Below are 19,387 nucleotides of genomic sequence, written 5' to 3' on the forward strand. Positions count from 1 at the left end.
CTCCCCGCCTGCGGGGAGAGGATGCCCGGAGGGCAGGTGAGGGGGAGCGAGCGCAGCGAGCTGCTTTTGCTCTTCGCGAAAAGCGCCCCTCATCCGACCTTCGGCCACCTTCTCCCCGCGTGCGGGGAGAAGGAGAAAGAAGAACGTCTCCCCGCTGGCGGGGAGAGGAAGCTCCAAAAAGTTGAACCAAAGATTCATCCGCTTCACCGTTCCACCCCGCGCCATCGGGTATAGCATCGGCAGCGTCACAACCTCGCCCACAAGGAGGGCAGCATGAGCAACGGTAATGGTGTCACGGCGACGCTTTCCGGCGCCGCCGAGAGCGTGAAGGAAACAGTGGCCGGCATCGGCGAAGCGGTGGCCTCCACCGCCAGCGAGACGGTGGCCAAGGCCAAGAAGGCGGCCAAGAAGGCGCGCAAGACGGTCACCGCCGACATCGCCAAGGCGAAGAAGGCCGTGGCCAAGCGCACCGACAAGGCCACCAAGGCGGTGAAGAAGACCGTCGCCAAGGCCAAGAAGACGCTGGCCGCGGCCAGTGCCAGCGCCAAGGCCGAAGCCGCCAGCCTGCAGAAGAAGGTGACCGGCAAGAAGGCGGCCAAGAAGGCCACCAAGAAGTCGGCCGCCAAGAAGGCCACCAGGAAGGCCGCCAGCAAGAAGGCCACGGCCAAGAAGGCGGTGAAGAAGACCGTCCGCAAGGCCGCCGCCAAGAAGGCGCCGGCCAAGAAGGCCGCCAGGAAGGCAGTGAAGAAGGTCGCCCGCAAGGCGCCCGCCAAGAAGGTGGCGAAGAAAGCCGCCCCGAAGAAAGCGGCCAAGAAGGCCGTCCGCAAGGCCCCGAAGAAAGCTGCGAAAAAAGCAGCCCGTAAGTAAGACCTGATGCTTCACCCCTCCTCCCCCGGGTCCGGGGGAGGGTTGGGGCGGTCGCCGGCCCGGAAGGCCAGGCCCCGCCCATCGACGACAACTTTCAGAACACGAACAGGATTCCTCCGTCATGGCCGTCAAGATCGACAAGAAAATCAAGGGCTACAGCGTGCTCACCCCGGAAGACAAGGCGCGCGAAGCCGCGGCGCTGGTCCCCACGGCGTCGGTGGCGCGCGAGACGGTGGAAAAGGAAACCCCGCAGGACAACATCATCCAGATGCACGAGCGCATCGAGCGCCCGGAAGTCCTGATTGGCAGCACCTACAAGATCAAGTCGCCGCTGGTGGAGCACGCCATGTACGTGACCATCAACGACATCGTGCTGAACGCCGGCACCGAGCACGAGCTGCGCCGTCCGTTCGAGATCTTCATCAACAGCAAGTCCATGGAGCATTTCCAGTGGATCGTGGCGCTGACGCGCATCATGTCGGCGGTGTTCCGCAAGGGTGGCGACGTGACGTTCCTGGTGGACGAGATGAAGGCGGTGTTCGACCCGCGCGGGGGGTACTTCAAGGCCGGCGGGGTGTACATGCCGTCGCTGGTGGCCGAGCTGGGCGCCATCGTGGAAGAGCACATGAAGTCCATCGGCCTGATCCACGATCCGGAAATGAGCGCGCACCAGCGCGCCATCCTGGCCGAGAAGCGCAAGCAGTACGAAGACCGCGCAAAAAAAAACGCTGACGTAAGCGTGGCCCCCGCCGCCGCGCCCGCCGTACCGGCCGCGCCCGCCCTGGGCGCCGCCGAGGACATCGCCGTCACCGGCGACGGCGCCAGCTTCCCGCCCTCCGCCACGCTTTGCCACAAGTGCAGCACCAAGGCCCTCGTCATCATGGACGGGTGTGCGACGTGCTTGAACTGTGGTTATTCGAAGTGCGGGTGAGCTGGACCATCAACTGACGGAGCGGATCGACATGTCTCGATGGAGTGAGCAGTCGAAGAATCATGCTTTCCAAGCGAGCTGGGCTGCATTGAAAGCATCGCTAGAGCAAGCGGAGCTTGCGGAAGATTCTTCTAGCGATGAATTCCAAGAGTTGGCTAGATTAAAGAAGGTCATCTCGTATCTCAGCATAGTGCTAGAGGCGACAGACCCAGAACTCATTCCGCTCGGAAAGTGGGATGAGTTGAATCCGCAGGCCGCGAATTGCTCAAATGAGGTGCTGGCCTACGTCGCAAACCGCAATATCGGACATTTGCAAGGCGCAAATGTCTATGCCGACGCGCTCCTGGCGAACATAAAGCCGTTTGTTGTCGCCTCGGGTAGGTCTGCAAGAGCACTTAGCGAGTCTGCGAAGGACTATTCCGATACGCTCGTCAAGTACTTCGAGATATATAAGAAGGAAGCGACTGAGGCGCTGGCTTCGGTTCGCGATGCAAGGGATAAGGCTGTCGCAGATGCGCGCACTTCTTCTGCGGCTATGGCCGACGTCATTGCCGATAGGGATGCGATCCGCGGCCAGAATGGCGAGGGCGGAATCCTCAAGCAACTGGCCGATCACTTGTCCGCCATCGAGATCAGCGGAGACAAGATTGATGAGCTTTACGATGAGTTGCTAGTGGGGACTGAGGACGAAGATTCAACGAAGAGTAAATTTGAGTCGTTAGTTGCGATCGCTGAGCGGGAGGCGGAGAAAGCTAAAGCCTCAGTAAGTAAAGCTGCGAGTCTCGTCCAGGAGTTGGAAAAATTCTACGACAAGTCCCTTGGTGCTGCTGAGGAAGACGGCACCCGAAAAGGGGGTTACTCGGCAGATCTGTTGGACCTAAAAGGCCGACTTGTCGAGTTCGAAAAGCAACAAAAGACGAAGTATGAGGCCCTCAATCTCCAGATTGAAAGTCTGTTGCCGGGCGCTACTAGTGCTGGACTAGCCAGCGCTTACCGCGAAATGAAAGATTCCTTTGAGAAGCCCATCAGGTTCGCCTCTGGCGCCTTTTATACGGCTATTGGCGTACTTATCGTCGGGTCAATTCTGTTGGCTGTGGACAGCATCACTCTGGAAGGCGTGAAATTCAAAGAGTTAGGCGACTGGGAGTCGGTTCTAAGGAGTTTGGCGTACAAGCTTCCGTTCTATGCCCCTGCCGTTTGGTTCGCTTACTATGCGAGCAAGCGTAGAAGCGAGTATCAACGACTGCAGCAGGAGTATGCTCATAAGGAAGCGCTTGCAAAATCCTACGATAGCTATAAGAAGCAAATTGAGGAGTTGGGGCAGGAGAACGACGAGATGCTCGTCTCCCTACTTAACAAGGCTATTGATGCGATAGCACGCAATGCGTCGCAAACGCTCGACGGCAAGCATGGGGACAAGATGCCGCTTCAAGAGGTGGTTGACCGTTTGGCAGAAATGGTCGCAAAGAGGGTGGCCACAGGCGCTTAGCGATACCGAGCTGAAACAGAAAGCAGAGTGCATTTCTAGCAGCAGAGAATGCAGAAGATTGCGCTCTCGCGCCATTGCGGGCGCGGCCACCCTACTAGTTACCTCTACTCTTCAAATCTAGAGCTTATGGCCGAGATGGAAAATCTCAAACCACATGGCGGACCACGTACACACTGGTACCTCGTGGCGACTGTCCTGTACTGCGCTGTCATTGTGCTGAGCTCTTGGCTATTGGGTTTCTATGGTCTAGGCGATCCGTCGCGTCGACCGCTGGATCCGCATGAATGGGGTGATGTTCTGGCAGGCGTCTTTTCACCACTGGCATTCCTTTGGCTCGTTTATGCCTCGCTATCTCAGAAGGCGGAGCTTGAGTTGCAGAGAGGCGAACTTTCGGCAAACAACGATGCTCAGCGCAAGCAGTTCGAAGCAATGTCAGCACAAGCAGATGCTATGCGGCGACAGGTTGAATTGATGCGAGGCCAGGTCGAAAGGGAGTCGGAAAGAGCCAATAAGGAGGCTAGAGAGCTGCGCGTTTGGTGTGAGTTGTATTTACAGGGAATCGCTAGATTTCACGATGCATTAATCGATCATACTGCGCACCTGGTGCGAGACATAAAGCCTGCGCTGCCTGTCAGCGCCTCGCGAGCGAAAGAGTACTTTGGTCTCGACAATTTTAGGGGGACCGCGTTTATCCAGAATGGCGTGCCTAGGTTTCACTACTTCGATGGAGAAACGGAGGCTGGACTAATCGCTCTGATTGGACACATAGAGAGGGCAAGGATAGCGGAGGCGAACTACATCATGAGAGCGAAGACGCAGGGGCAGATTGAGGGTAGGGATATCGATGGTATGGCTGCCGTGCTCAATCAACTTGCGGGTGAAGCGCACAATTTGGCCAGCGCAGGTCTACAACGGCTAAGAGCGCGTGGCGCGTAGGATTGGGTTGAGCGAGGCGGTTCTCAACAGCCATGCCCCGTCTACCCGTAATATCGAGACGCAGGGCAAGGGGATGCTATGGACGGCAGGAGTCCAGGTTCGAAAAAGCCTTGAAGGACGTGGAGTTTCGTCCACGTACCTGTCGGGCCCGTCGCTGCCGTCCGCTTCCCATCGCAATGAATGCGGCGCCTGGAAGATCACGGTATCCGTTGGCGTCGGCGTGCTGGCCCCGCTGCTGGTCTTCAATACCTACGAGCGCCACTAGACGGGATGCAGTTCCGAAGAAGCCTTGCGCCTGATCCCGCAGGAAATCCCCAAATGTGAATAGACACCCCGCCATCCCTGGTGCAAACTCGCCTTCAAGGAGCGTCGAAACTCCTCTCATAGCGGTAGCCCACCACCGAGATCCAGGTGGGCTTTTTGTGCCCAGCGCATCGGGCATGCCGACGCAGCAAGTTCCGCGTCGGGAGGGCGGCTAATACAACACCCTTCGGGGAAATACGCCCGCCGTCTATGAGCGGTTTCGAACCTCCCGACACCCTGCGGGCGCACGCCGCGCCCGCAGGCACGCCCTGCACCCCGCACGCGGAAGGACACCGCCATGAAGCACGGAACGCCCACCCATCCCGGCTACCACCTGCCCACCGAGGCCCACGCCGAACTGCAGGCCCTGCGCGACCACCTGCACCTGCTGGCACAGCTCAGCCTTCCCGAAACCGTCCACCCCGACGACCTCATCCTGCCCCGCACCGGCCTGGCCCACTGCTTCACCCACCTGGCCGACACCGCCGACCGCATTGTCGCGGCTGTCACCGACTGACCAGGCCCACGACCACCCGGGAGCCTTGATAAGCGCAGCACACACGGGAAGCTTGCCGCGGTCCGTTTAGGCACTCGGGCACGGTCTTTGGCTTTGCCTAGGCTATGCTCGGTACGTCGAGTTCGGGCTAAGACAGATTAGGATTCTCAGCCTTCGCGGTGCGCCAACCGCTCAGCGTCAGCTCGAAGACAGATTCGCCACTTACGGCGCGCACCAATCGCTTGCTGATGAGGGACTCCAGGGCTTCATCGTATTCAAGATATGCATGCTTGCTGCCTCTTCCGAACGCCGTATCGGCGGCAGCAATGATGGGTCCATGGGAGTCGCGCATGCGCATTATCTGGCCTTTGGGATCCATAGCTGCTCGGAGTAGCAGCTCTCGTTCTTCCTTCGATAGGGTCGGAGTGGATGGCGTGTCGATAGAGTGGGCGGCGTTCCGCTCTTGTCGCAGTGTTTCGATGCGCTCTACTACTTCCTTCTTAACCTGCTCATCGCCAATAGTGCGAACTTCAGCGTCGCGCTTAGCTTGATCAATGAGCGCCTGTTCCTTCGCTGCAAAGAATGCAGCCCTAGAGCGCTCCAACTCGGTCTTCTTGAGATTGTTTGTGTGTTCTGCCTCTAGATTTATGCCATCAAGCAGCGAATAAGGCTTCTTCGATATGTGACTGAAGATATAACGTATCCACGGCGTCACCACTGTCACGGCGGCGCCGACCAGCAGTGGGAAGAGATACAGGCGCGCTGGATCGGTGGCTTTATCGAATGCTTCCAGCCGAGCGGCGGGCGTCGCCTGTGTGACGATCAGTAGAAAGATAGCTCGCCAGTTGAGAGCCAGAAACGCCAAGACAGCGTAGCCAAAATAGGGGGCCTTAATGCGAGCGCTGACAGCCTCAAATATCTCTTTCATATGGCTCCCCAGCCGTCCATGTCTCGGAGCAGATCGTAAGGCTCGGCAAGGGCTTGAAGCAATGGCGTTGAAGCGTCTGGGACCCAAGACCATGTAGCCCAAGTAAGCACGCCACGTACGACGCAAGCGGATGGATTCGCCATGAAGCATGCAACGCTCACCGACCCCGGCTATTACCTGCCCACCGAGGCCCACGCCGAACTGCAGGCCCTGCGCGACCACCTGCACCTGCTGGCCCAGCTCAGCATCCCCGAAACCGAACACCCCGACGACCTCATCCTGCCCCGCACCGGCCTGGCCCACTGCTTCACCCACCTGGCCGACACCGCCGACCGCATCGTCGCCGCCGTGACCGCCTGACGGAGCAGGCCGCGCATGGCATAGTCCTGCCTCATCGGCCTTGGGGAAGGGCATGACCATCCGCGATTACCTGCGCCGGCAAAAGGCGCGCTACCTGGGCATCGGCACCGCCTGCCTGGTGTTCGCCGCCGGGTTGGTCCTGGCCCACGGTGTTAGTGGGCGGGCCCTCTATAGCGCCACCGCCTGGGTGTTCGTACTGGGCTACCTGGCTTGCGTAGTCCTCTCGCGCAGCATCGCGTGCCCACGCTGCAGGAGCGCCGTGGGCGGCTACACCAGCTGGCTCAACCTGCGTACATCCGGCGTGTTCCGCCGCATGAACTACTGCGCCGCCTGCGGCACCCGCTTCGACGAGCCTCTGACACCTCCGCGCAGCTGACCCATCCACAAGGACCCGTGGCATGCCGACGAACGACACGCTGACCTTCACCGAACTGGAGCGTCGCCTGCGCGCCGTGCCCGATGGCCCGGCAGGCATTCTCAACACCCCGCCGCTGTACCGCATCGCCAACATGGTGGGGGGCGTGGGCCTTGTAGTCGCGCTCATCCCCATTGTCCTGGTGCGCCTCCTTCCGGCGGCCCCATGGATGGTCACCATGGTGCAGATGGGCTTCTCCGTCATGGTGGTGGCATGGCTGCCGGTGTATGCCCGCCAACTCTGGACGCTGCTCGCCTCCATGTGGAAGTGGCGGCAGGAACAGGCGGAGCAACTGGACCACGACCGCCCGGAATTCGAGGCGATCATGGTGTGGTTGTGCCAACAGCCCGCGGATGCGCTGGCCGGATGCCAGCGCATGGTGGCGCTGACCCACCGCCTTCTTGTGGCGAAGCTGGGCCTGCTGGCCGGCGGGCTCGATCGCCTCGGCGTGCTGCCGGCCCTGGTGGCCGCCTATCTGTTCCTGCGCAATGTCGGCGACATTCTCGACATGCCCCTGTGGGAACTGCTGATCGCCGCCTTCCTGATCCTCTTATGGCTGGTCATCGTGGCGGCCACCTTGATGCGCATCCGCCTGCAACTTTACGAATCCCTGCTGTCCGAAGCACTCGCGATGAAATCCGGCTCGGCAGCCCCAGCGGCGTAGGCCGGGCTTAAGCCCGCCCGCCCTCCCATCGGTTGCGGCGCGATCCAAATGGTAGGCCAGGGCCGTTTGCGCGCAGCTTCACCCACAATGCCGACACCGCCGACCGCATCGCTGCCGCGGGTACCGACTGACGCTACGTGCCTGGCATGGCATAGTCTCCCGCAGCGCGGTGGGGTCTGCGCCCGCAAACGCACGCATCAAGGAGACGCCGCACGCGGCTTCTCCCTGCACACGACAAGGGGACACATGGTCAAGCAAGGAATGACGCGCGCATGCGCGATGGCGGCGTGCCTGGCGGCAGCGGCGATGGCAGCGCCGGCGCAGGCCACCGAGCCCTCCCACGGGCAGCGACTGATGGAGGCCATGGCGTTCGACAAAGCCTTCGAGAACAACATCATGGTCTGCCACGAAATGATGGCGAAGTACGACGTTGAGTCGGCCGTGAAGAGCAATCCGCAGATCCTTGGCGGCATCCAGCGGGGCGAGCCCGAGTTCGCCGAAGCCGAAGCGGCCTACGCCGCGATGATGGCCAGCTACTGCGACTACGACAAGACCAAGGCGAGGACGGCCTTCGCGCGCGCTCTGGACGACAGTCTCACCGTCGCCGATGCCGACGCCCTGATCGCCTTCTACGCCACCGAACTGGGCCAGCGGTTCATCAAGGCGTCCCTTGCGGCCAACATCGCCTCCAGCCGGGTGGTCGAACCCAAGCTGGATACGGAACAGGCCACCGCCATCTTCGGCGAGAAGATCGCCGCGCTGGTCGCCCGCAGGGCTCCACCGGCGGGCCAGGAGCGCGTCGTGGGAGCGGCGCGGGCCCTGCCTTCGGCCGACGCGGCCGTGGCGCTGTCCGACCGCATCATGCAGTTCATCGTGGCGGGCAAGGCCGCCGAAGGCTTCGACCTGGCGCTACCGCACGCCCTGGTGACGAAGGCGCAGATGGACGATTTCAACAAGCAGGTGAAGACCCACCAGGACACCTGGGGCGCCCGGTTCGGAAAGAGCACCGGCTACGAGTTGCTGCGCAACGACACGATGGGCGACTCTCTGGTACGCACGGTCTTCCTCCACCGTTTCGACGAGCACGCCATCGTCTGGTACTTCGTCTGGTACCGCGGTACCCAGGGCTGGGTGTTGACCCGCTTCGTCTTCGTCGAGGACTCCACCAAGCTGTTCGAGTAGCGCGTAGGGTGGGCTCTGCCCACCTTCCCATCTGTCGCGGTGCGGCCAAACGGTGGGCCAGAGTGCCCCTGTGTTCGGGCCCTCTGCTTCACCCACCTGGCCGACACCCCGCCAGGAATGCGCATCCGCACCGGGCCCTCACCGATACTCCACCAACGCCCACACGTGCTCATCGCTGCTGCTGACCACACGCAGGATGTTGACGGATTTCCCCTCCGGCACCACGGCCAGAATCCCCGCCAGCGCGAAGTCCGGATACTTGGGATAGTCGCTCCGCAGGTACGTGGCCGTGCGCGTCTTCGCCGTGGTGCCCCCCAGCGGGCGCGCGGCAACATCCAGCGTCACGATGTCGCGCGGCTTCTGGTTGGCATCGAATGCCCCCACGTAAAGCCAACCCTGACGCGTGACCGTGCCGGCGCTGCCCGACGTGCCCGTCGCACCGCCAAGACTGCCCCCCAGCAAACGGCTGAGGTCCGCGAACGACTTCTCGCCCAGTGCCCCGGACAGGTTCGACAGCCCCCGGAAGACACCCTCACCGCTAGCGGCATCGGCCTTGGGAAGCCCATCCTTCGATGAGCCCGAGCGCCGCGTCGCCAACACCCTGCCGGTCAGGTAGATGTCGCTGTCGTTGTGCAGCAGCGTCTTCAGGCTCTGGATGGCGTCCAGCACCTTGCGCATGTTGTCCTGGTTGAGCGTGGAGACCCGCGGCGTATAGGTATCCACCGCCTTGCCATGGATGCCCTGGATGGTGAACAGCAGCGTGCCATCCACCTGTCCCTTCTCGGCGGCGGCGGCAATGCCCAGAAGATCGCCCAGGTTCAGACCGGACGTGTTGGTCTTGATCTGCGCATACACGCGCGCACCCACACCCACCTTGTGCATCTCCCCGTCCAGGGCAATACCGTTGGCATCCGTGGGCTGCACCACAAGGAACCTGGCCCACTGCGAGACGATCTCGTACGAACTGCCCTTGTGGCTGATCGTCGCCCCCATGAAGCCGGCGTTGGCGCCGTACGTCAGGTCGCGGACGGACACGTAGTCCTCGCCATCGGGAAGCGCCGAGAGCCAGCAGTCCCGGCGCTGCTTCATGATCTCCTTCGAGATGCCGGCCGTCATGCACTCGGCGGGAATGGGATTGCCTGCATAACGCTTCGGATCGTAGTTGATCGGATCGATGGGCTCGAAGGCGATGTGCCGTGACAGCATGCCCTGGTCCAGGCCACCCCCGTCCACCTTTCCGCTGCCTGTCGTGGTGCATGCCGTCATGGCCAGTGCCATGACGGCGACGAACGCGCGCGCGCTTTTCATCCTTCCTCCGCTGATAAGGAACGGTCATGAAGTCAGCATTTCCCCCGACGCCCCCGCCCCACCGGGAGCACCTGCCGTGCTTATAGCCGAATATTCCAGCCGCTGCGCGAGTAAATGGATTTACTGCCTGTCCGGGCCGTTGGACGTTGCGCCGCCAGATCGAGGCGTTCTCTGACGTCGCAGTAAGAAAATTCCTAGCCCGGAAAGGTAGGACCAGAGTCTATCCCTAGCTAGACTGCTACCCGTGTGACAGGTGGCAGGAGAACCGCATGGCAATCCGAAGCTCCATGGTGGCCACACTGGCGAGCTTTCTACTGTTCTCGAGCGTTGGCATGGCGGCTTGCACGTCCAGCCCGCCCGTGCGCGCTGCTAAAGCCGATTTCAACGGCAAGTGGTCAGTGCAATGGTGCGACAAGACCGATCCGGATGCGGCCTGTGGAGGATTCCACGTCGCCATCGGCAATACGGCCATCCTGACGATAGAAAGCCTGCGTAGCAGCGGAATCCATCTTGTCGAGGCAACCATCGAGGGTCCCTGCCGCACTCAAGGTCAAGCGCGAATCAGCGTCGCAGCAATGTCGAGCTGATATGGACCGCGCCCATGCTGCTTGGGAGACGGAGCGTGATAGAGCATGCTGTGAAGAGACGGAAGTAGATGAAGGAGGCTTGGTGCGGCCGATGCTCATCAGTGTCTGCAAAACTCGCGCCACCAGAGCACGCATCCTTCTTTTGAAAGAGATGGGTGCCTATCCGTGAGGGCAGTGATCAAATGGTGCCCATCGTTAGTCAGTGTCGGAGTAGGGCAGGGAGAAGCTGCATGGTCTGTGGAAAAACTAGTGCGGGCCGCCATCCGCGATTGGGCCTGGCCGTTGGCTTATGCGCAGGCTTGGCAGCTTGTGCCTCCGGTCCAATCGTCCAAACGAACAAGCCGGACTTCACGGGGGCTTGGTCAGCCAAGTGGTGCGACCCGGAGTATCCCCAGGCTGAGTGCGGCAACTTTGTCTTGCATCTCGTTCAGCGCGGCGAACGAATCTGCGGCCAACACTTCGCCGCTACGCCGAGACTGTCCAAGCTCGAGGAAGGTGAGCCGGGCTCGGTGCTGGGCAAAGCCGTTGGCAACACTGCCGTACTGCTGATTGACAACGCGCGATCTGGCGAGCGGAACATCGCTGTTGTGAATCTCACGCTAGAGGGCCTGCAATGGCATGTTGTAGGGACGGTGATACAGGGAGAACGGCCGTGGGACAGCATCATCGGCGGAGACTGGCTGTTGAGCAACGACAGGTCGGAAGGTGGCGCATCTGCGCTGCGCGAACTGGAGGAACTTCCTTGCCACTGGCCGGATGAGGTCCCGTCTGGCTAGCCACGAGTCAAGGCATAGCGCTATCAAGGATTCGTACCCAGAACCAATACGATCCACTGCGCGGAAAATCACCATGACGCTTGCTCTTCTCTGGAAGACTGCCGCCTGTCAGGAAAAGGTCAGGAGGACCCGATGGACATCCCAAGATTCGCAGCTGGCACACTGGCGAGATTTCTACTCTTCTCGAGCGTTGGCATGGCGGCTTGCGCGTCGAGCCCGCCCGTGCGCGCTGCTAAAGCCGGTTTCAACGGCAAGTGGTCAGTGCAATGGTGCGACAAGACCGATCCGGATGCGGACTGTGGAGGATTCCACGTCGTTCTTACCCAGGTAGACGACAGGATCAGCGGCGAATCCTTCGGCGCGAGCCCACGGCTTTCCCAGATCGACGAAGGCGGGAATGTTCACGGCATCGCCATCGGCAATACGGCCATCCTGACGATAGAAAGCCTGCGTAGCGGCGGAATCTGTCTTGTCGAGGCAACCATCGAGGGTCGCTGCATGCATTGGAAGATGCGGGATACCGTTCGTGAAAGCGAACGGGACATCGACATCATTGCAACGGACGAGGTGCTGGTGAAGTCCCGTGACGCCCCGTTGCAACAGGATGCGAGCACGAAAGATGAGAGAACCTGCGTTGCTGTCGTTCAATTGAAGGGGAATCGATGATGGCTTGTCGGGTACTCGATCAGGCAGACCGCGATCGCAAGCTGCATGCGGAGATTCCGCTTCCGATGTATGTCGGCTCGATAGGCAGCAAGAGAGTCCTTGCGGTCCCGCGGGAGGGGGTCTTGAGAATAGGCGCAGTGCTATTGATGGTCGCCGTCCTGGCTGCTTGCGAGCAGACCGCCCCCACGAAGTCTGCGTACTCTTCGGAGGAGCCCATTGGCAAGACCGCCCCGGCGTCCGGGACCGCCGGTCCGGATCAATCCAGGGTGATGGAAGAACTTTCTGCCCGTAGCCGGATTCCGGTTTCTGAACTGCGGGTGTTGCTGGGTGATTGTTCGCGCACACAGCTCGCCATGACCCTCTGCGCGTCTCGAAACCTTGTTGCTGCGGAACTGGAGTTGGATGCCGAACGGGAAGCGAAGCGGGCGTCGGTGGTGCCGGAATGTCGAGCTGAGATGGATCGTGCGCACGCTGGCTGGAAGGCGGAGCGTGACCGCCTCTGTAGTGAAGAGACGGAAGAGGACAAGGGGGGCTCGATGTATCCCATGCTCCTGAGTTCCTGCAAGACGGCGGCCACCAGGGCGCGCATCCTCTTCGTGAAAGAGGCGGCCGCATGTCCAGGAGAGCGCTAGGGCAGAATCTCGTTCGCCCTGAGTGGATACACGGCACGAATCAAGCCAAGGAGAAGGTGCATGCCCATCGACTATCACGAGCAGACGGAAGAAGAGTATCGCCGCCGGGCCAGCGTAATGATCCAGAACTTCGAAGGCTATCGCGCCGCGCCCTACGACGCGGAGGATGGCAAGGCGACGATTGGTTTTGGCTATACGTTCAATCGCAACAACAATCTCGAACTGTGGGACAGGGCCGGCGTGCAGCTGTCTCAGGCCGAGCGCCAGCAGTTGATCGCTATTGATAGGGCGCTAGATGGACATAAGACGGCGCTCGGGCTCGCGTTCGATGTGCGGATAACGCGCGAAGAAGCCCGGAGCTTGCTCGAGAACGCCAGTCTTTCGACACATGAACGCCCGGCTACGAATCTGGAAATGCCCTTCTCCGATGAGCGCGCGGTTGTGGTGTCACTTACGTACAACCGTGGCCCGGGGCGCATGGCAACCCACATGCAGGGGTTCAACGATGCCGTCACGGACGGCGACCGCGCGGAAGCATGGTATCAACTGCGTTACAACAGCCGCGGGACGAACGCCGATCCCGACGTGCAGTTGGGGTTGCGCGCCCGCCGCAACATGGAAGCCCAGATCTTCGGTCTCTACAATGATCCGTTGAATGTGTCGCCCGAAGAGGCGCGCAGCGTCTACAGAATGTTCCAGCTCCATCGCGACGATATTCTCGAGAACGAGCGCAGTTGGGGGGTAGATCTGGATGGCAACCCGGCACGAAGCAACGCTGTCGCGCAGGCCAACAACAACTATCCCGATCTGGTCCAAGAATACGGACAAGTTCAGACATTGGCCGCTGCTCTTGAGCCCGCCAGGAACAGACTTCTGGAGGATCTCAGACAAGAGAATCCTGATCTTGCCGATCGCCTTCAGAATGAAGACTTCGCAACCACTGCCATCTATCTGGATCCGGGAAGAGGTCTGCGCACCGGCAATGCGCTTCGCCAGGACCAGCGCAACAATACCCAGCAGGACGTCGACGAGAACCATGCCGCCACCCTCGATTCCCGCAGGATGCAAGGCAATGTCGAGATCGCAGGCAACGACCTGCTGATCGGCGACGGCGGCAACGACACCCTGCGGTCGCATCGTGGCGATGACATTCTGATCGGCGGGCAGGGCCGCGACCGGATGGAAGGCGGTGAAGGCCGGGACACCTACGTGGTCGACGCGGGCGACAGCGTGATGGACGGCGACGGCATGGGCGAGGTGCGCTGGGGCGGGCGGGCGCTGACAGGTGGCACGCGGGCGGCATCGGATCCCGTGGATACCTATCGCAGCGAAGACGGGCGCTTCATCTACGCGCTGGACAACACTACGCTCTCGGTCACCGACACGTGGGCTTCGGTTCCGGCGTTGCCGAGCCCTGTAGTGGTCGAGAATTTCCAGAACGGCCAGTTGGGGATCACCCTGGGCGGGCCGCAGACAGATCCGCACCGTCCGGAAGACCAGCGGCACGGGGAGGGGCGCGGGCCCGACAGCGCCGTCCCGCCCGGTCCAGCCTCCGCGCCTGACGTCGAGGATCGCCGAAGCGGACGCGACCCTGAGCGCGGGCCATTCAACGATCCTTTCGTCAACCAGGCCTATGCAGCCCTGTTGGCCGGCGATGGAAGGGAACTTGACCGTGTTGCCCGCGAGTTCTCCCGATCGCCGGAGGGGCAGCGCATGGCGCAGATGGGCGACCAGTGGCTGGCCCAGCAGCAGCGAGTGGACGAGCAGCAACGAAGCCAGACACAGCAGGGACCGGCCATGCGCATGTGATGCGCACCACCCACGCGCAGGAGTACAAGGATGAACAACGCGGACGCGGAAAGCGCCATCAAGGCCATCTTGATGCTGCGCTCGGAGATGGCCCAACGCGAAGCGCAGATGAGTGCTTCGTTCAGTCAGCAAATCCAATCGTTGCAACAGCAAGTGAGCCAGTTCCGGCACGAAGTGGCCGGGATTGTCAGCGGGGCCAGCGCCCGGATCGCCACGGAGGCCAAGGAAGCGGTATCCCCCGTCGCCAGCGAGTACGACCGCGCCGTATCGGCGGCATCCGCGAAGCTGCACGCAGCGGGCAAGACCGTCTGGATGTGGTTCGCGGCGGCCGCCGCCATCCTGTTGCTGGTGCTGCTTGTCGGCGGGGTCGTGCTGGGCTACTACCGTCGGGAGCTCTCCACCGCCAAGGAAGAGCTCCATCGCTACGAGGATGCGATCCCCGTCCTCGAAGCCTATTACGCATCCGATGTTGTCATCTGCGGCGACCGTGTGTGCGCCAACATCGATCCCAAGGGGCAGCGAACCGGGGACAAACGCCAGTACGTCCAGGTTCAACCGCGGCCCCGCCAGTGAGTTTCGAGGGCACACGCCGCAAGGCGGGTACGGGGTCTCCTTGGGGCTGCGTGCATCGATCGGGGCCATCCGCCCGCTTCACACCGCCACGGTTACCCTGATGCCTCTCCCACGAGGCATCACCATGGAACACGCCATCCACCCCTTCTCCGAACTGTTCGCCCAGCTGGGCCTGCCCAACGACAACGCCGGCATCCAGCAGTTCATCGCCACCCACTCGCCGCTGCCCGATGGCATGCGCCTGGAAGAAGCCCCGTTCTGGACACCCGCCCAGGCCCAGCTGCTGCGCGAGGAACGCCTGGACGACGCCGACTGGGCCATGGTGGTGGACCGCCTGAACGTGGCGCTGCACGGTAGCCCGTAGGGCGGGCGTCGCCCGCGTTCCCGTGGGCGGGCCTGAAAGCCGGAAGGCGGGCCCAGCTGCAGCGACGCGCTAGCGCGCGGCCCGCGCCGCTGCCAGTTGCGCCTCCAGTTCCGCGATGCGCCGGTCCCGCTCGTCCAGCGCACGCTGCACGTCTTCGGCCTCGAACCGTACCGGGATGTACTTCGGGCAGTTCCAGTCGAAGGCTTCCACGTGGATCGTCATCGTGCGCTCGGTGCGGCCCGCCCCCGGCGACTCCTGCACCCCCAACCGGCCCAGCAGCTTCATGCGGTGCCGGTGCGCGTAGTCCACCAGGATCAACGCCACGCGGTCGTCGTTGGCCACGTTGCCCACGCTGATGAACTGCCGGTTGCCGGGCAGGTCGGCGAACGACAGCGTCTTCGCATCGAGCACGCGCAGGAAACCCGGCGCGCCGCCGCGGTGCTGCACGTACGGCCAGCCCGTTTCCGACACGGTGGCCAGGTAGAAACTGCGCTGCGCATGGATGAACGCCGCCTCGTCCGGCCCGAGTTCCGCGTTGCGGACCTCGTCCCCGGATTCGAAGGCGCGTGCGTACTGCGCGCGGCTGCCGTCGCGCGCCTGCACCTGGCGCACCGCAGGGGTGAAGGCGATGTTCGCAAACGCGTGTCTCATCTGGGTCTCCTGGCCCGCCGGGTGGGCTCACGCTCACCATCGCACGGTATCTGCACTCATCGATCGGTGGGCCCGCGCCCACCCTCTGCTCATTGCGCCGGCAACACCTGCGCCGGCCCGCCGGTGACACGGCCGCGCGTCTTCGCGGTTTCGCCCAGGTAGGCCAGCGCGAACTGGATGAACTTGACGCTGTGCTGCGCCGATTCGCCCATGGTGGCCAGCGTGTCGTACGGCGTGTGGATGTAGGGGAAGCTGCCGCCCGGGTCGCCGGCCTCGAACATCATGGCGGCCGGATAGCCGGCGTTGGTCCACGACGCATGGTCCGAACAGGCGTACCCGCAGGCGGTCGTGCTGCGCGTCAGCCCCCTCGGCGCCAGGTAGGCGTCGAACAGGGCCACGAAGAAATTCTTCAGCTCGGTATTGGAGTAATCGCTGATCAGCTTCATGTCCGTGACCGCGCCGGACTTGTAGTTGGTCATGTCCACCTGCAGCACGCTGACCACGTTCACGCCGCGGGCGCGGAACGACTGCGCGATGGCGTTGGACCCGCGCAGGCCGACTTCCTCGGCCGCATAGCCCATGAACTTCACCGTGCGCCGCGGCTGCCAGCCGTCGGCCAGGGCGATGCGCAGCGTCTCGGTGAGCGTGGCGATGCCGGAGGCGTCGTCGTCGGCGCCCGGCGCCAGCTGGTTGGGGTCGTTGTAGGTGCTGCCGTTGATCGAATCCAGGTGCGCGCCCAGCACCACCACTTCATCGGGCAGGTCCCAGCCGCGGACGGTCAGGATGACCGACGGCTGCGTGCCGCAATTGCCGCAGGCGGTGAACAGCTCGGTGGTGACGTCGCTGCGGCCGGCGGCCAGCGACTGCCAGTGGTCGCGGATCCATTCGGCCGATGTCCTGCCGTGGCTGCTGGCGAAGTAGCGGTTGCGGTAGCCGGAGAGGTGGTTGATGGTGTCGTAGAGGCGCTGTTCCTGCACCTGCGGCAGCCAGCGGCCGACGGTGGCTTGGTTGTCCAGCGTGTAACGGGCGAGCGCGGACTTGGCCATGGCCTGCTTCGCGCGGTCGCCGCGTACGAAGGCCTCGGCCTGCGCGCGGTCGGGGAAGGCGAAATAACCGCCGCAGCGGCGCTCGTGCTCGTGCACGTAGCGGCTGATGCCGCCCAGCCGGTCGGCCCGGGTTTCGGCGATCACCAGCGGCATGCCGGTGCTGTCGCGCCGCGCCACCGCACCACGGGCCAGGCCGCGGATGCCCTGCCAGGTGTCCGCGGAGGTCACGATGTACACCGGTGCGAACGGGTCGGCCTGCGGGGCCGGCGCCGTCGTGGTGGGCGGGACCCGCCGCAGGGCCACGGGACCGCGCGGCATGCGCACCGCGCCGCGCGCGGGGTCCGCGGTGGACGCGTGGGCAGCGGCCGGCGCGGCGGCGACGTGCGCGCGCACCGTCGTCGATGGCGTGTCCGCGCGCAGCAGCGCCAGTCCGGCCAGCACGAAGCACCACCCCATCGGCCCACCCGGCAACAACGGTCTCATCGTGCATCCCCCCGGAGGGCGGCCTGTGGCGTCAGGAGTGCCACGCTACCACTTCCCCGGCCGCGCCACGCGTGCCCGCGGCCCGCCTATGCGGGCTGCTCGACCGGTGGCGGCGGCGCCGGATCGAAGCGCTCGGCGGTGGCCATGCGCACGTTGCGCAGGTGCGCCGTGGCCAGGTGCGCGGCATGGCGCGGCTCGGCGAAGAAGCCGAACAGGATGGAGCGCCGGCGCGCCCCCGAGGGATTGAGGCTGGCGCCATGCAGCAGGTCGGCGTCGAACACCAGGATGTCGCCCGCGTGGCCGGACAGCTGCACCGCGCGTGCTTCGTCGGCCGGATCCAGCGCCGCGTCGCGGGTCGCGGGGCGGTGGCTGCCCGGCACCAGCCGGGTGGCGCCGTTGTCCGGGCCGTAGTCGTCGAAGAAGGCCAGCGCATTGACGGTATCGCCGCGGCGCTCGGCGGACAGGTCGCGGTGCAGGCCCTGGTGGCCGGCGCCCTGCAGCGGCTCGCGGCCTTCCACCTGGGCCAGGAAGAAGCGCTCGCCGATCAATGCCCCGGCCGCGGCCAGCACCGCGGGCAGGCGGCACACCGCCTGCACCGTGGGGTCCAGGTCCACCAGCGCATGCCGCCACCCGTGCCCGCGCGGCACCGGCCATGCGTGCGAGGGCAGCACGCCGGCATCGAAGGTGGCGCGCAGCCCCGCCAGCCACGCGGGCGGAATGGCCCCGCGCAGCAGGACGTAGCCATCGCGTTGGAGTGCGTCGCGGTCGATCATGGGATTCCTGTGCGTGGCGTGGCGGGTTGCCGGGCGCGCTGGTCGCCTGTCCGGCACGCATGCCGCATCGGCGGCTTACCCGCGCCCCCAGCCATTCTCGCGCGCCAGCGCCAGCGCCGCGCGTTCGGCGGCCTCGCGCGTGGCGTGGCGGCTGCGGGTGACCACGTCCACGCGCGCCTGGCCGGAGGCGATGCGGAACATCGCCCGCGCCTGCCAGTACCTCGCGCCCAGCGCATCCACGCGCTCCAGCGTCTGTACCGTCAGCGGGCAGCCGTGTTCGACGATCGTGCTGACACTCATGCCACGACTCTACCGCCAAGCCGGCCGCGGCGGGAGCGCCTTCCGTCGCAGGCAGGCCGCATGCCTGCGCACGGCGGCCCGTCGCTGACGCGCCGCATACGGCCCGTCCGCTACGGTGGACGCCCCTCTGAAAGGACCTGCCCCATGCCTCCGAGCACGCGCGAAGACGTCATCCTGCAACTGGACCGCGTGGATACCGCGCTGGAAGCGCCCGACGCCGACCCGGCCGCCCTCCTGCGCGATGCGGTGGACTGGCTGGCCGAGCATCCGCCCAAGGTGGCCGCCGACGCGCTGTACTACCGCGAGCGGCTGGAGGTGATCCGCCGGCGCCACGGCGCCGCGTGAACGGCCTCAGGCCTGGTACTGCTTCTCTTCGATGAAGCGCGAACCGGCCAGGCGGTTGATGGCGTTCTTCACCTGGATGCGCTCGCCGTTGTGGTGCGCCACCGAGCGCGCCAGTGCGATGAAGTCCGCATCGAACACCTGTGCGGCTTCCTTCGCGCGCAACGCGTCCTGCACGTCCCACATGCGCTCGTTGATCGCGCGCAGTTGCTCCTTCATGTCCGCCAGTTCGGCCTGCGCCGCCACCTGTGCGTCCCACAACGCGCGCAGCCCCTCCCGTTCCACCTGCACGTGGGCGCGCTTGCCGGCATCGTCGATGCGCGCAGCCTTGATTTCCAGGATGGACAGCTTGTCGGCCAGTTCGCCGATGGAGACGGGGATCAGGATGGTGTTCATGCGCGCATTCTAGCGCCGTCCCCGCGCGCGCCGGGGCGTGCGGCCGGCGTCGGCCGATTGCGCGCGCCCCCGGAGTGCGCTGGAATAGGGCGTGCGCGCCGGGGGCGCCT

At 63.8% G+C, this 19,387-nt stretch carries 25 protein-coding genes; 18 read left to right on the forward strand and 7 right to left on the reverse strand.

Annotation, left to right across the window (positions count from 1 at the left end; all coding sequences use genetic code 11):
* Positions 1-273: 273 nt before the first annotated feature.
* The 6 genes from MUU77_RS03185 to MUU77_RS03210 all read left to right on the forward strand — a co-directional run bounded on the left by MUU77_RS03185 (position 274) and on the right by MUU77_RS03210 (position 5,043).
* Positions 274-867, forward strand: coding sequence for a hypothetical protein (locus MUU77_RS03185; protein ID WP_245091503.1), 594 nt, complete (start codon positions 274-276; stop codon positions 865-867).
* A 121-nt stretch (positions 868-988) separates the two neighbouring features.
* Entirely contained in the window at positions 989-1,798 is an 810-nt protein-coding gene (locus tag MUU77_RS03190) for an NrdJb (protein ID WP_245091505.1), read from the forward strand.
* 31 nt (positions 1,799-1,829) lie between these two features.
* A complete protein-coding gene (locus tag MUU77_RS03195) occupies positions 1,830-3,287 on the forward strand; it encodes a hypothetical protein (protein ID WP_245091507.1) in 1,458 nt (485 codons plus the stop codon).
* A gap of 48 nt (positions 3,288-3,335) precedes the next feature.
* Positions 3,336-4,223, forward strand: a complete 888-nt coding sequence (locus tag MUU77_RS03200; RefSeq protein WP_245091509.1) for a hypothetical protein — start codon at positions 3,336-3,338, stop codon at positions 4,221-4,223.
* A 7-nt stretch (positions 4,224-4,230) separates the two neighbouring features.
* A complete protein-coding gene (locus MUU77_RS03205; RefSeq protein ID WP_245091511.1) occupies positions 4,231-4,488 on the forward strand; it encodes a hypothetical protein in 258 nt (85 codons plus the stop codon).
* A 336-nt stretch (positions 4,489-4,824) separates the two neighbouring features.
* Entirely contained in the window at positions 4,825-5,043 is a 219-nt protein-coding gene (locus MUU77_RS03210) for a hypothetical protein (RefSeq protein WP_245091513.1), read from the forward strand.
* A gap of 127 nt (positions 5,044-5,170) precedes the next feature.
* On the opposite strand, the gene MUU77_RS03215 is transcribed toward MUU77_RS03210, so the two are convergent.
* Positions 5,171-5,950, reverse strand: a complete 780-nt coding sequence (locus MUU77_RS03215; RefSeq protein WP_245091522.1) for a hypothetical protein — start codon at positions 5,948-5,950, stop codon at positions 5,171-5,173.
* A 141-nt stretch (positions 5,951-6,091) separates the two neighbouring features.
* Between MUU77_RS03215 and MUU77_RS03220 the strand changes: the two genes are divergently transcribed.
* From MUU77_RS03220 to MUU77_RS03235, 4 genes are all read left to right on the forward strand, one after another.
* Positions 6,092-6,310 (forward strand): hypothetical protein, encoded by a 219-nt coding sequence (locus MUU77_RS03220; RefSeq protein ID WP_245091524.1) that lies wholly within the window; start codon positions 6,092-6,094, stop codon positions 6,308-6,310.
* Between the two features lie 52 nt (positions 6,311-6,362).
* Positions 6,363-6,686, forward strand: a complete 324-nt coding sequence (locus tag MUU77_RS03225) for a hypothetical protein (RefSeq protein WP_245091526.1) — start codon at positions 6,363-6,365, stop codon at positions 6,684-6,686.
* Positions 6,687-6,708: 22 nt separating this feature from the next.
* The gene (locus MUU77_RS03230; protein ID WP_245091528.1) at positions 6,709-7,389 is read left to right on the forward strand and encodes a hypothetical protein; all 681 of its coding nucleotides are present in this window, start codon (positions 6,709-6,711) and stop codon (positions 7,387-7,389) included.
* 246 nt (positions 7,390-7,635) lie between these two features.
* Positions 7,636-8,571, forward strand: a complete 936-nt coding sequence (locus MUU77_RS03235; protein WP_245091530.1) for a DUF2059 domain-containing protein — start codon at positions 7,636-7,638, stop codon at positions 8,569-8,571.
* A gap of 138 nt (positions 8,572-8,709) precedes the next feature.
* Here the strand turns inward: MUU77_RS03235 and MUU77_RS03240 are convergent, their stop codons facing one another.
* Positions 8,710-9,879 (reverse strand): hypothetical protein, encoded by a 1,170-nt coding sequence (locus tag MUU77_RS03240; RefSeq protein ID WP_245091532.1) that lies wholly within the window; start codon positions 9,877-9,879, stop codon positions 8,710-8,712.
* 269 nt (positions 9,880-10,148) lie between these two features.
* On the opposite strand from MUU77_RS03240, the gene MUU77_RS03245 reads away from it, so the two are divergent.
* From MUU77_RS03245 to MUU77_RS03275, 7 genes are all read left to right on the forward strand, one after another.
* Positions 10,149-10,466, forward strand: a complete 318-nt coding sequence (locus MUU77_RS03245) for a hypothetical protein (RefSeq protein ID WP_245091534.1) — start codon at positions 10,149-10,151, stop codon at positions 10,464-10,466.
* Positions 10,467-10,882: 416 nt separating this feature from the next.
* The gene (locus tag MUU77_RS03250; RefSeq protein ID WP_245091536.1) at positions 10,883-11,242 is read left to right on the forward strand and encodes a hypothetical protein; all 360 of its coding nucleotides are present in this window, start codon (positions 10,883-10,885) and stop codon (positions 11,240-11,242) included.
* A 132-nt stretch (positions 11,243-11,374) separates the two neighbouring features.
* Positions 11,375-11,908 (forward strand): hypothetical protein, encoded by a 534-nt coding sequence (locus MUU77_RS03255; RefSeq protein ID WP_245091538.1) that lies wholly within the window; start codon positions 11,375-11,377, stop codon positions 11,906-11,908.
* Positions 11,909-12,177: 269 nt separating this feature from the next.
* Positions 12,178-12,540 carry a lysozyme inhibitor LprI family protein gene (locus MUU77_RS03260; protein ID WP_245094186.1) on the forward strand — a complete coding sequence of 121 codons (363 nt, stop codon included), beginning with the start codon at positions 12,178-12,180 and terminating at the stop codon, positions 12,538-12,540.
* A 60-nt stretch (positions 12,541-12,600) separates the two neighbouring features.
* Positions 12,601-14,349 carry a hemolysin gene (locus MUU77_RS03265; protein ID WP_245091540.1) on the forward strand — a complete coding sequence of 583 codons (1,749 nt, stop codon included), beginning with the start codon at positions 12,601-12,603 and terminating at the stop codon, positions 14,347-14,349.
* Between the two features lie 30 nt (positions 14,350-14,379).
* Positions 14,380-14,922, forward strand: a complete 543-nt coding sequence (locus tag MUU77_RS03270) for a hypothetical protein (protein WP_245091542.1) — start codon at positions 14,380-14,382, stop codon at positions 14,920-14,922.
* Between the two features lie 124 nt (positions 14,923-15,046).
* Entirely contained in the window at positions 15,047-15,286 is a 240-nt protein-coding gene (locus MUU77_RS03275) for a DUF2789 domain-containing protein (protein ID WP_245094189.1), read from the forward strand.
* 69 nt (positions 15,287-15,355) lie between these two features.
* Here the strand turns inward: MUU77_RS03275 and MUU77_RS03280 are convergent, their stop codons facing one another.
* The 4 genes from MUU77_RS03280 to MUU77_RS03295 all read right to left on the reverse strand — a co-directional run bounded on the left by MUU77_RS03280 (position 15,356) and on the right by MUU77_RS03295 (position 18,539).
* On the reverse strand, positions 15,356-15,937 hold the full coding sequence (locus MUU77_RS03280; protein WP_245091544.1) for a pyridoxamine 5'-phosphate oxidase family protein: 582 nt from the start codon (positions 15,935-15,937) through the stop codon (positions 15,356-15,358).
* An 89-nt stretch (positions 15,938-16,026) separates the two neighbouring features.
* Positions 16,027-17,466, reverse strand: a complete 1,440-nt coding sequence (locus MUU77_RS03285) for a M20/M25/M40 family metallo-hydrolase (RefSeq protein WP_245091546.1) — start codon at positions 17,464-17,466, stop codon at positions 16,027-16,029.
* Between the two features lie 86 nt (positions 17,467-17,552).
* Positions 17,553-18,239 (reverse strand): phytanoyl-CoA dioxygenase family protein, encoded by a 687-nt coding sequence (locus MUU77_RS03290; protein ID WP_245091548.1) that lies wholly within the window; start codon positions 18,237-18,239, stop codon positions 17,553-17,555.
* 75 nt (positions 18,240-18,314) lie between these two features.
* On the reverse strand, positions 18,315-18,539 hold the full coding sequence (locus tag MUU77_RS03295) for a hypothetical protein (RefSeq protein WP_245091550.1): 225 nt from the start codon (positions 18,537-18,539) through the stop codon (positions 18,315-18,317).
* 144 nt (positions 18,540-18,683) lie between these two features.
* On the opposite strand from MUU77_RS03295, the gene MUU77_RS03300 reads away from it, so the two are divergent.
* Positions 18,684-18,884 carry a hypothetical protein gene (locus MUU77_RS03300; RefSeq protein ID WP_245091552.1) on the forward strand — a complete coding sequence of 67 codons (201 nt, stop codon included), beginning with the start codon at positions 18,684-18,686 and terminating at the stop codon, positions 18,882-18,884.
* 6 nt (positions 18,885-18,890) lie between these two features.
* Here the strand turns inward: MUU77_RS03300 and MUU77_RS03305 are convergent, their stop codons facing one another.
* The gene (locus tag MUU77_RS03305; protein ID WP_245091554.1) at positions 18,891-19,277 is read right to left on the reverse strand and encodes a DUF6165 family protein; all 387 of its coding nucleotides are present in this window, start codon (positions 19,275-19,277) and stop codon (positions 18,891-18,893) included.
* Between the last annotated feature and the right edge of the window lie 110 nt (positions 19,278-19,387).

Source organism: Pseudoxanthomonas sp. F37, from assembly GCF_022965755.1.
Classification (GTDB): Bacteria; Pseudomonadota; Gammaproteobacteria; order Xanthomonadales; family Xanthomonadaceae; genus Pseudoxanthomonas_A.

Coding starts and splice junctions, on each gene's coding strand:
- MUU77_RS03185 (WP_245091503.1), top strand. CDS start 274: ATGAGCAACGGTAATGGTGTCACGGCGACGCTTTCCGGCGCCGCCGAG.
- MUU77_RS03190 (WP_245091505.1), top strand. CDS start 989: ATGGCCGTCAAGATCGACAAGAAAATCAAGGGCTACAGCGTGCTCACC.
- MUU77_RS03195 (WP_245091507.1), top strand. CDS start 1,830: ATGTCTCGATGGAGTGAGCAGTCGAAGAATCATGCTTTCCAAGCGAGC.
- MUU77_RS03200 (WP_245091509.1), top strand. CDS start 3,336: ATGCAGAAGATTGCGCTCTCGCGCCATTGCGGGCGCGGCCACCCTACT.
- MUU77_RS03210 (WP_245091513.1), top strand. CDS start 4,825: ATGAAGCACGGAACGCCCACCCATCCCGGCTACCACCTGCCCACCGAG.
- MUU77_RS03215 (WP_245091522.1), bottom strand. CDS start 5,950: ATGAAAGAGATATTTGAGGCTGTCAGCGCTCGCATTAAGGCCCCCTAT.
- MUU77_RS03220 (WP_245091524.1), top strand. CDS start 6,092: ATGAAGCATGCAACGCTCACCGACCCCGGCTATTACCTGCCCACCGAG.
- MUU77_RS03225 (WP_245091526.1), top strand. CDS start 6,363: ATGACCATCCGCGATTACCTGCGCCGGCAAAAGGCGCGCTACCTGGGC.
- MUU77_RS03230 (WP_245091528.1), top strand. CDS start 6,709: ATGCCGACGAACGACACGCTGACCTTCACCGAACTGGAGCGTCGCCTG.
- MUU77_RS03235 (WP_245091530.1), top strand. CDS start 7,636: ATGGTCAAGCAAGGAATGACGCGCGCATGCGCGATGGCGGCGTGCCTG.
- MUU77_RS03240 (WP_245091532.1), bottom strand. CDS start 9,879: ATGAAAAGCGCGCGCGCGTTCGTCGCCGTCATGGCACTGGCCATGACG.
- MUU77_RS03245 (WP_245091534.1), top strand. CDS start 10,149: ATGGCAATCCGAAGCTCCATGGTGGCCACACTGGCGAGCTTTCTACTG.
- MUU77_RS03255 (WP_245091538.1), top strand. CDS start 11,375: ATGGACATCCCAAGATTCGCAGCTGGCACACTGGCGAGATTTCTACTC.
- MUU77_RS03260 (WP_245094186.1), top strand. CDS start 12,178: ATGGAAGAACTTTCTGCCCGTAGCCGGATTCCGGTTTCTGAACTGCGG.
- MUU77_RS03265 (WP_245091540.1), top strand. CDS start 12,601: ATGCCCATCGACTATCACGAGCAGACGGAAGAAGAGTATCGCCGCCGG.
- MUU77_RS03270 (WP_245091542.1), top strand. CDS start 14,380: ATGAACAACGCGGACGCGGAAAGCGCCATCAAGGCCATCTTGATGCTG.
- MUU77_RS03275 (WP_245094189.1), top strand. CDS start 15,047: ATGGAACACGCCATCCACCCCTTCTCCGAACTGTTCGCCCAGCTGGGC.
- MUU77_RS03280 (WP_245091544.1), bottom strand. CDS start 15,937: ATGAGACACGCGTTTGCGAACATCGCCTTCACCCCTGCGGTGCGCCAG.
- MUU77_RS03285 (WP_245091546.1), bottom strand. CDS start 17,466: ATGAGACCGTTGTTGCCGGGTGGGCCGATGGGGTGGTGCTTCGTGCTG.
- MUU77_RS03290 (WP_245091548.1), bottom strand. CDS start 18,239: ATGATCGACCGCGACGCACTCCAACGCGATGGCTACGTCCTGCTGCGC.
- MUU77_RS03295 (WP_245091550.1), bottom strand. CDS start 18,539: ATGAGTGTCAGCACGATCGTCGAACACGGCTGCCCGCTGACGGTACAG.
- MUU77_RS03300 (WP_245091552.1), top strand. CDS start 18,684: ATGCCTCCGAGCACGCGCGAAGACGTCATCCTGCAACTGGACCGCGTG.
- MUU77_RS03305 (WP_245091554.1), bottom strand. CDS start 19,277: ATGAACACCATCCTGATCCCCGTCTCCATCGGCGAACTGGCCGACAAG.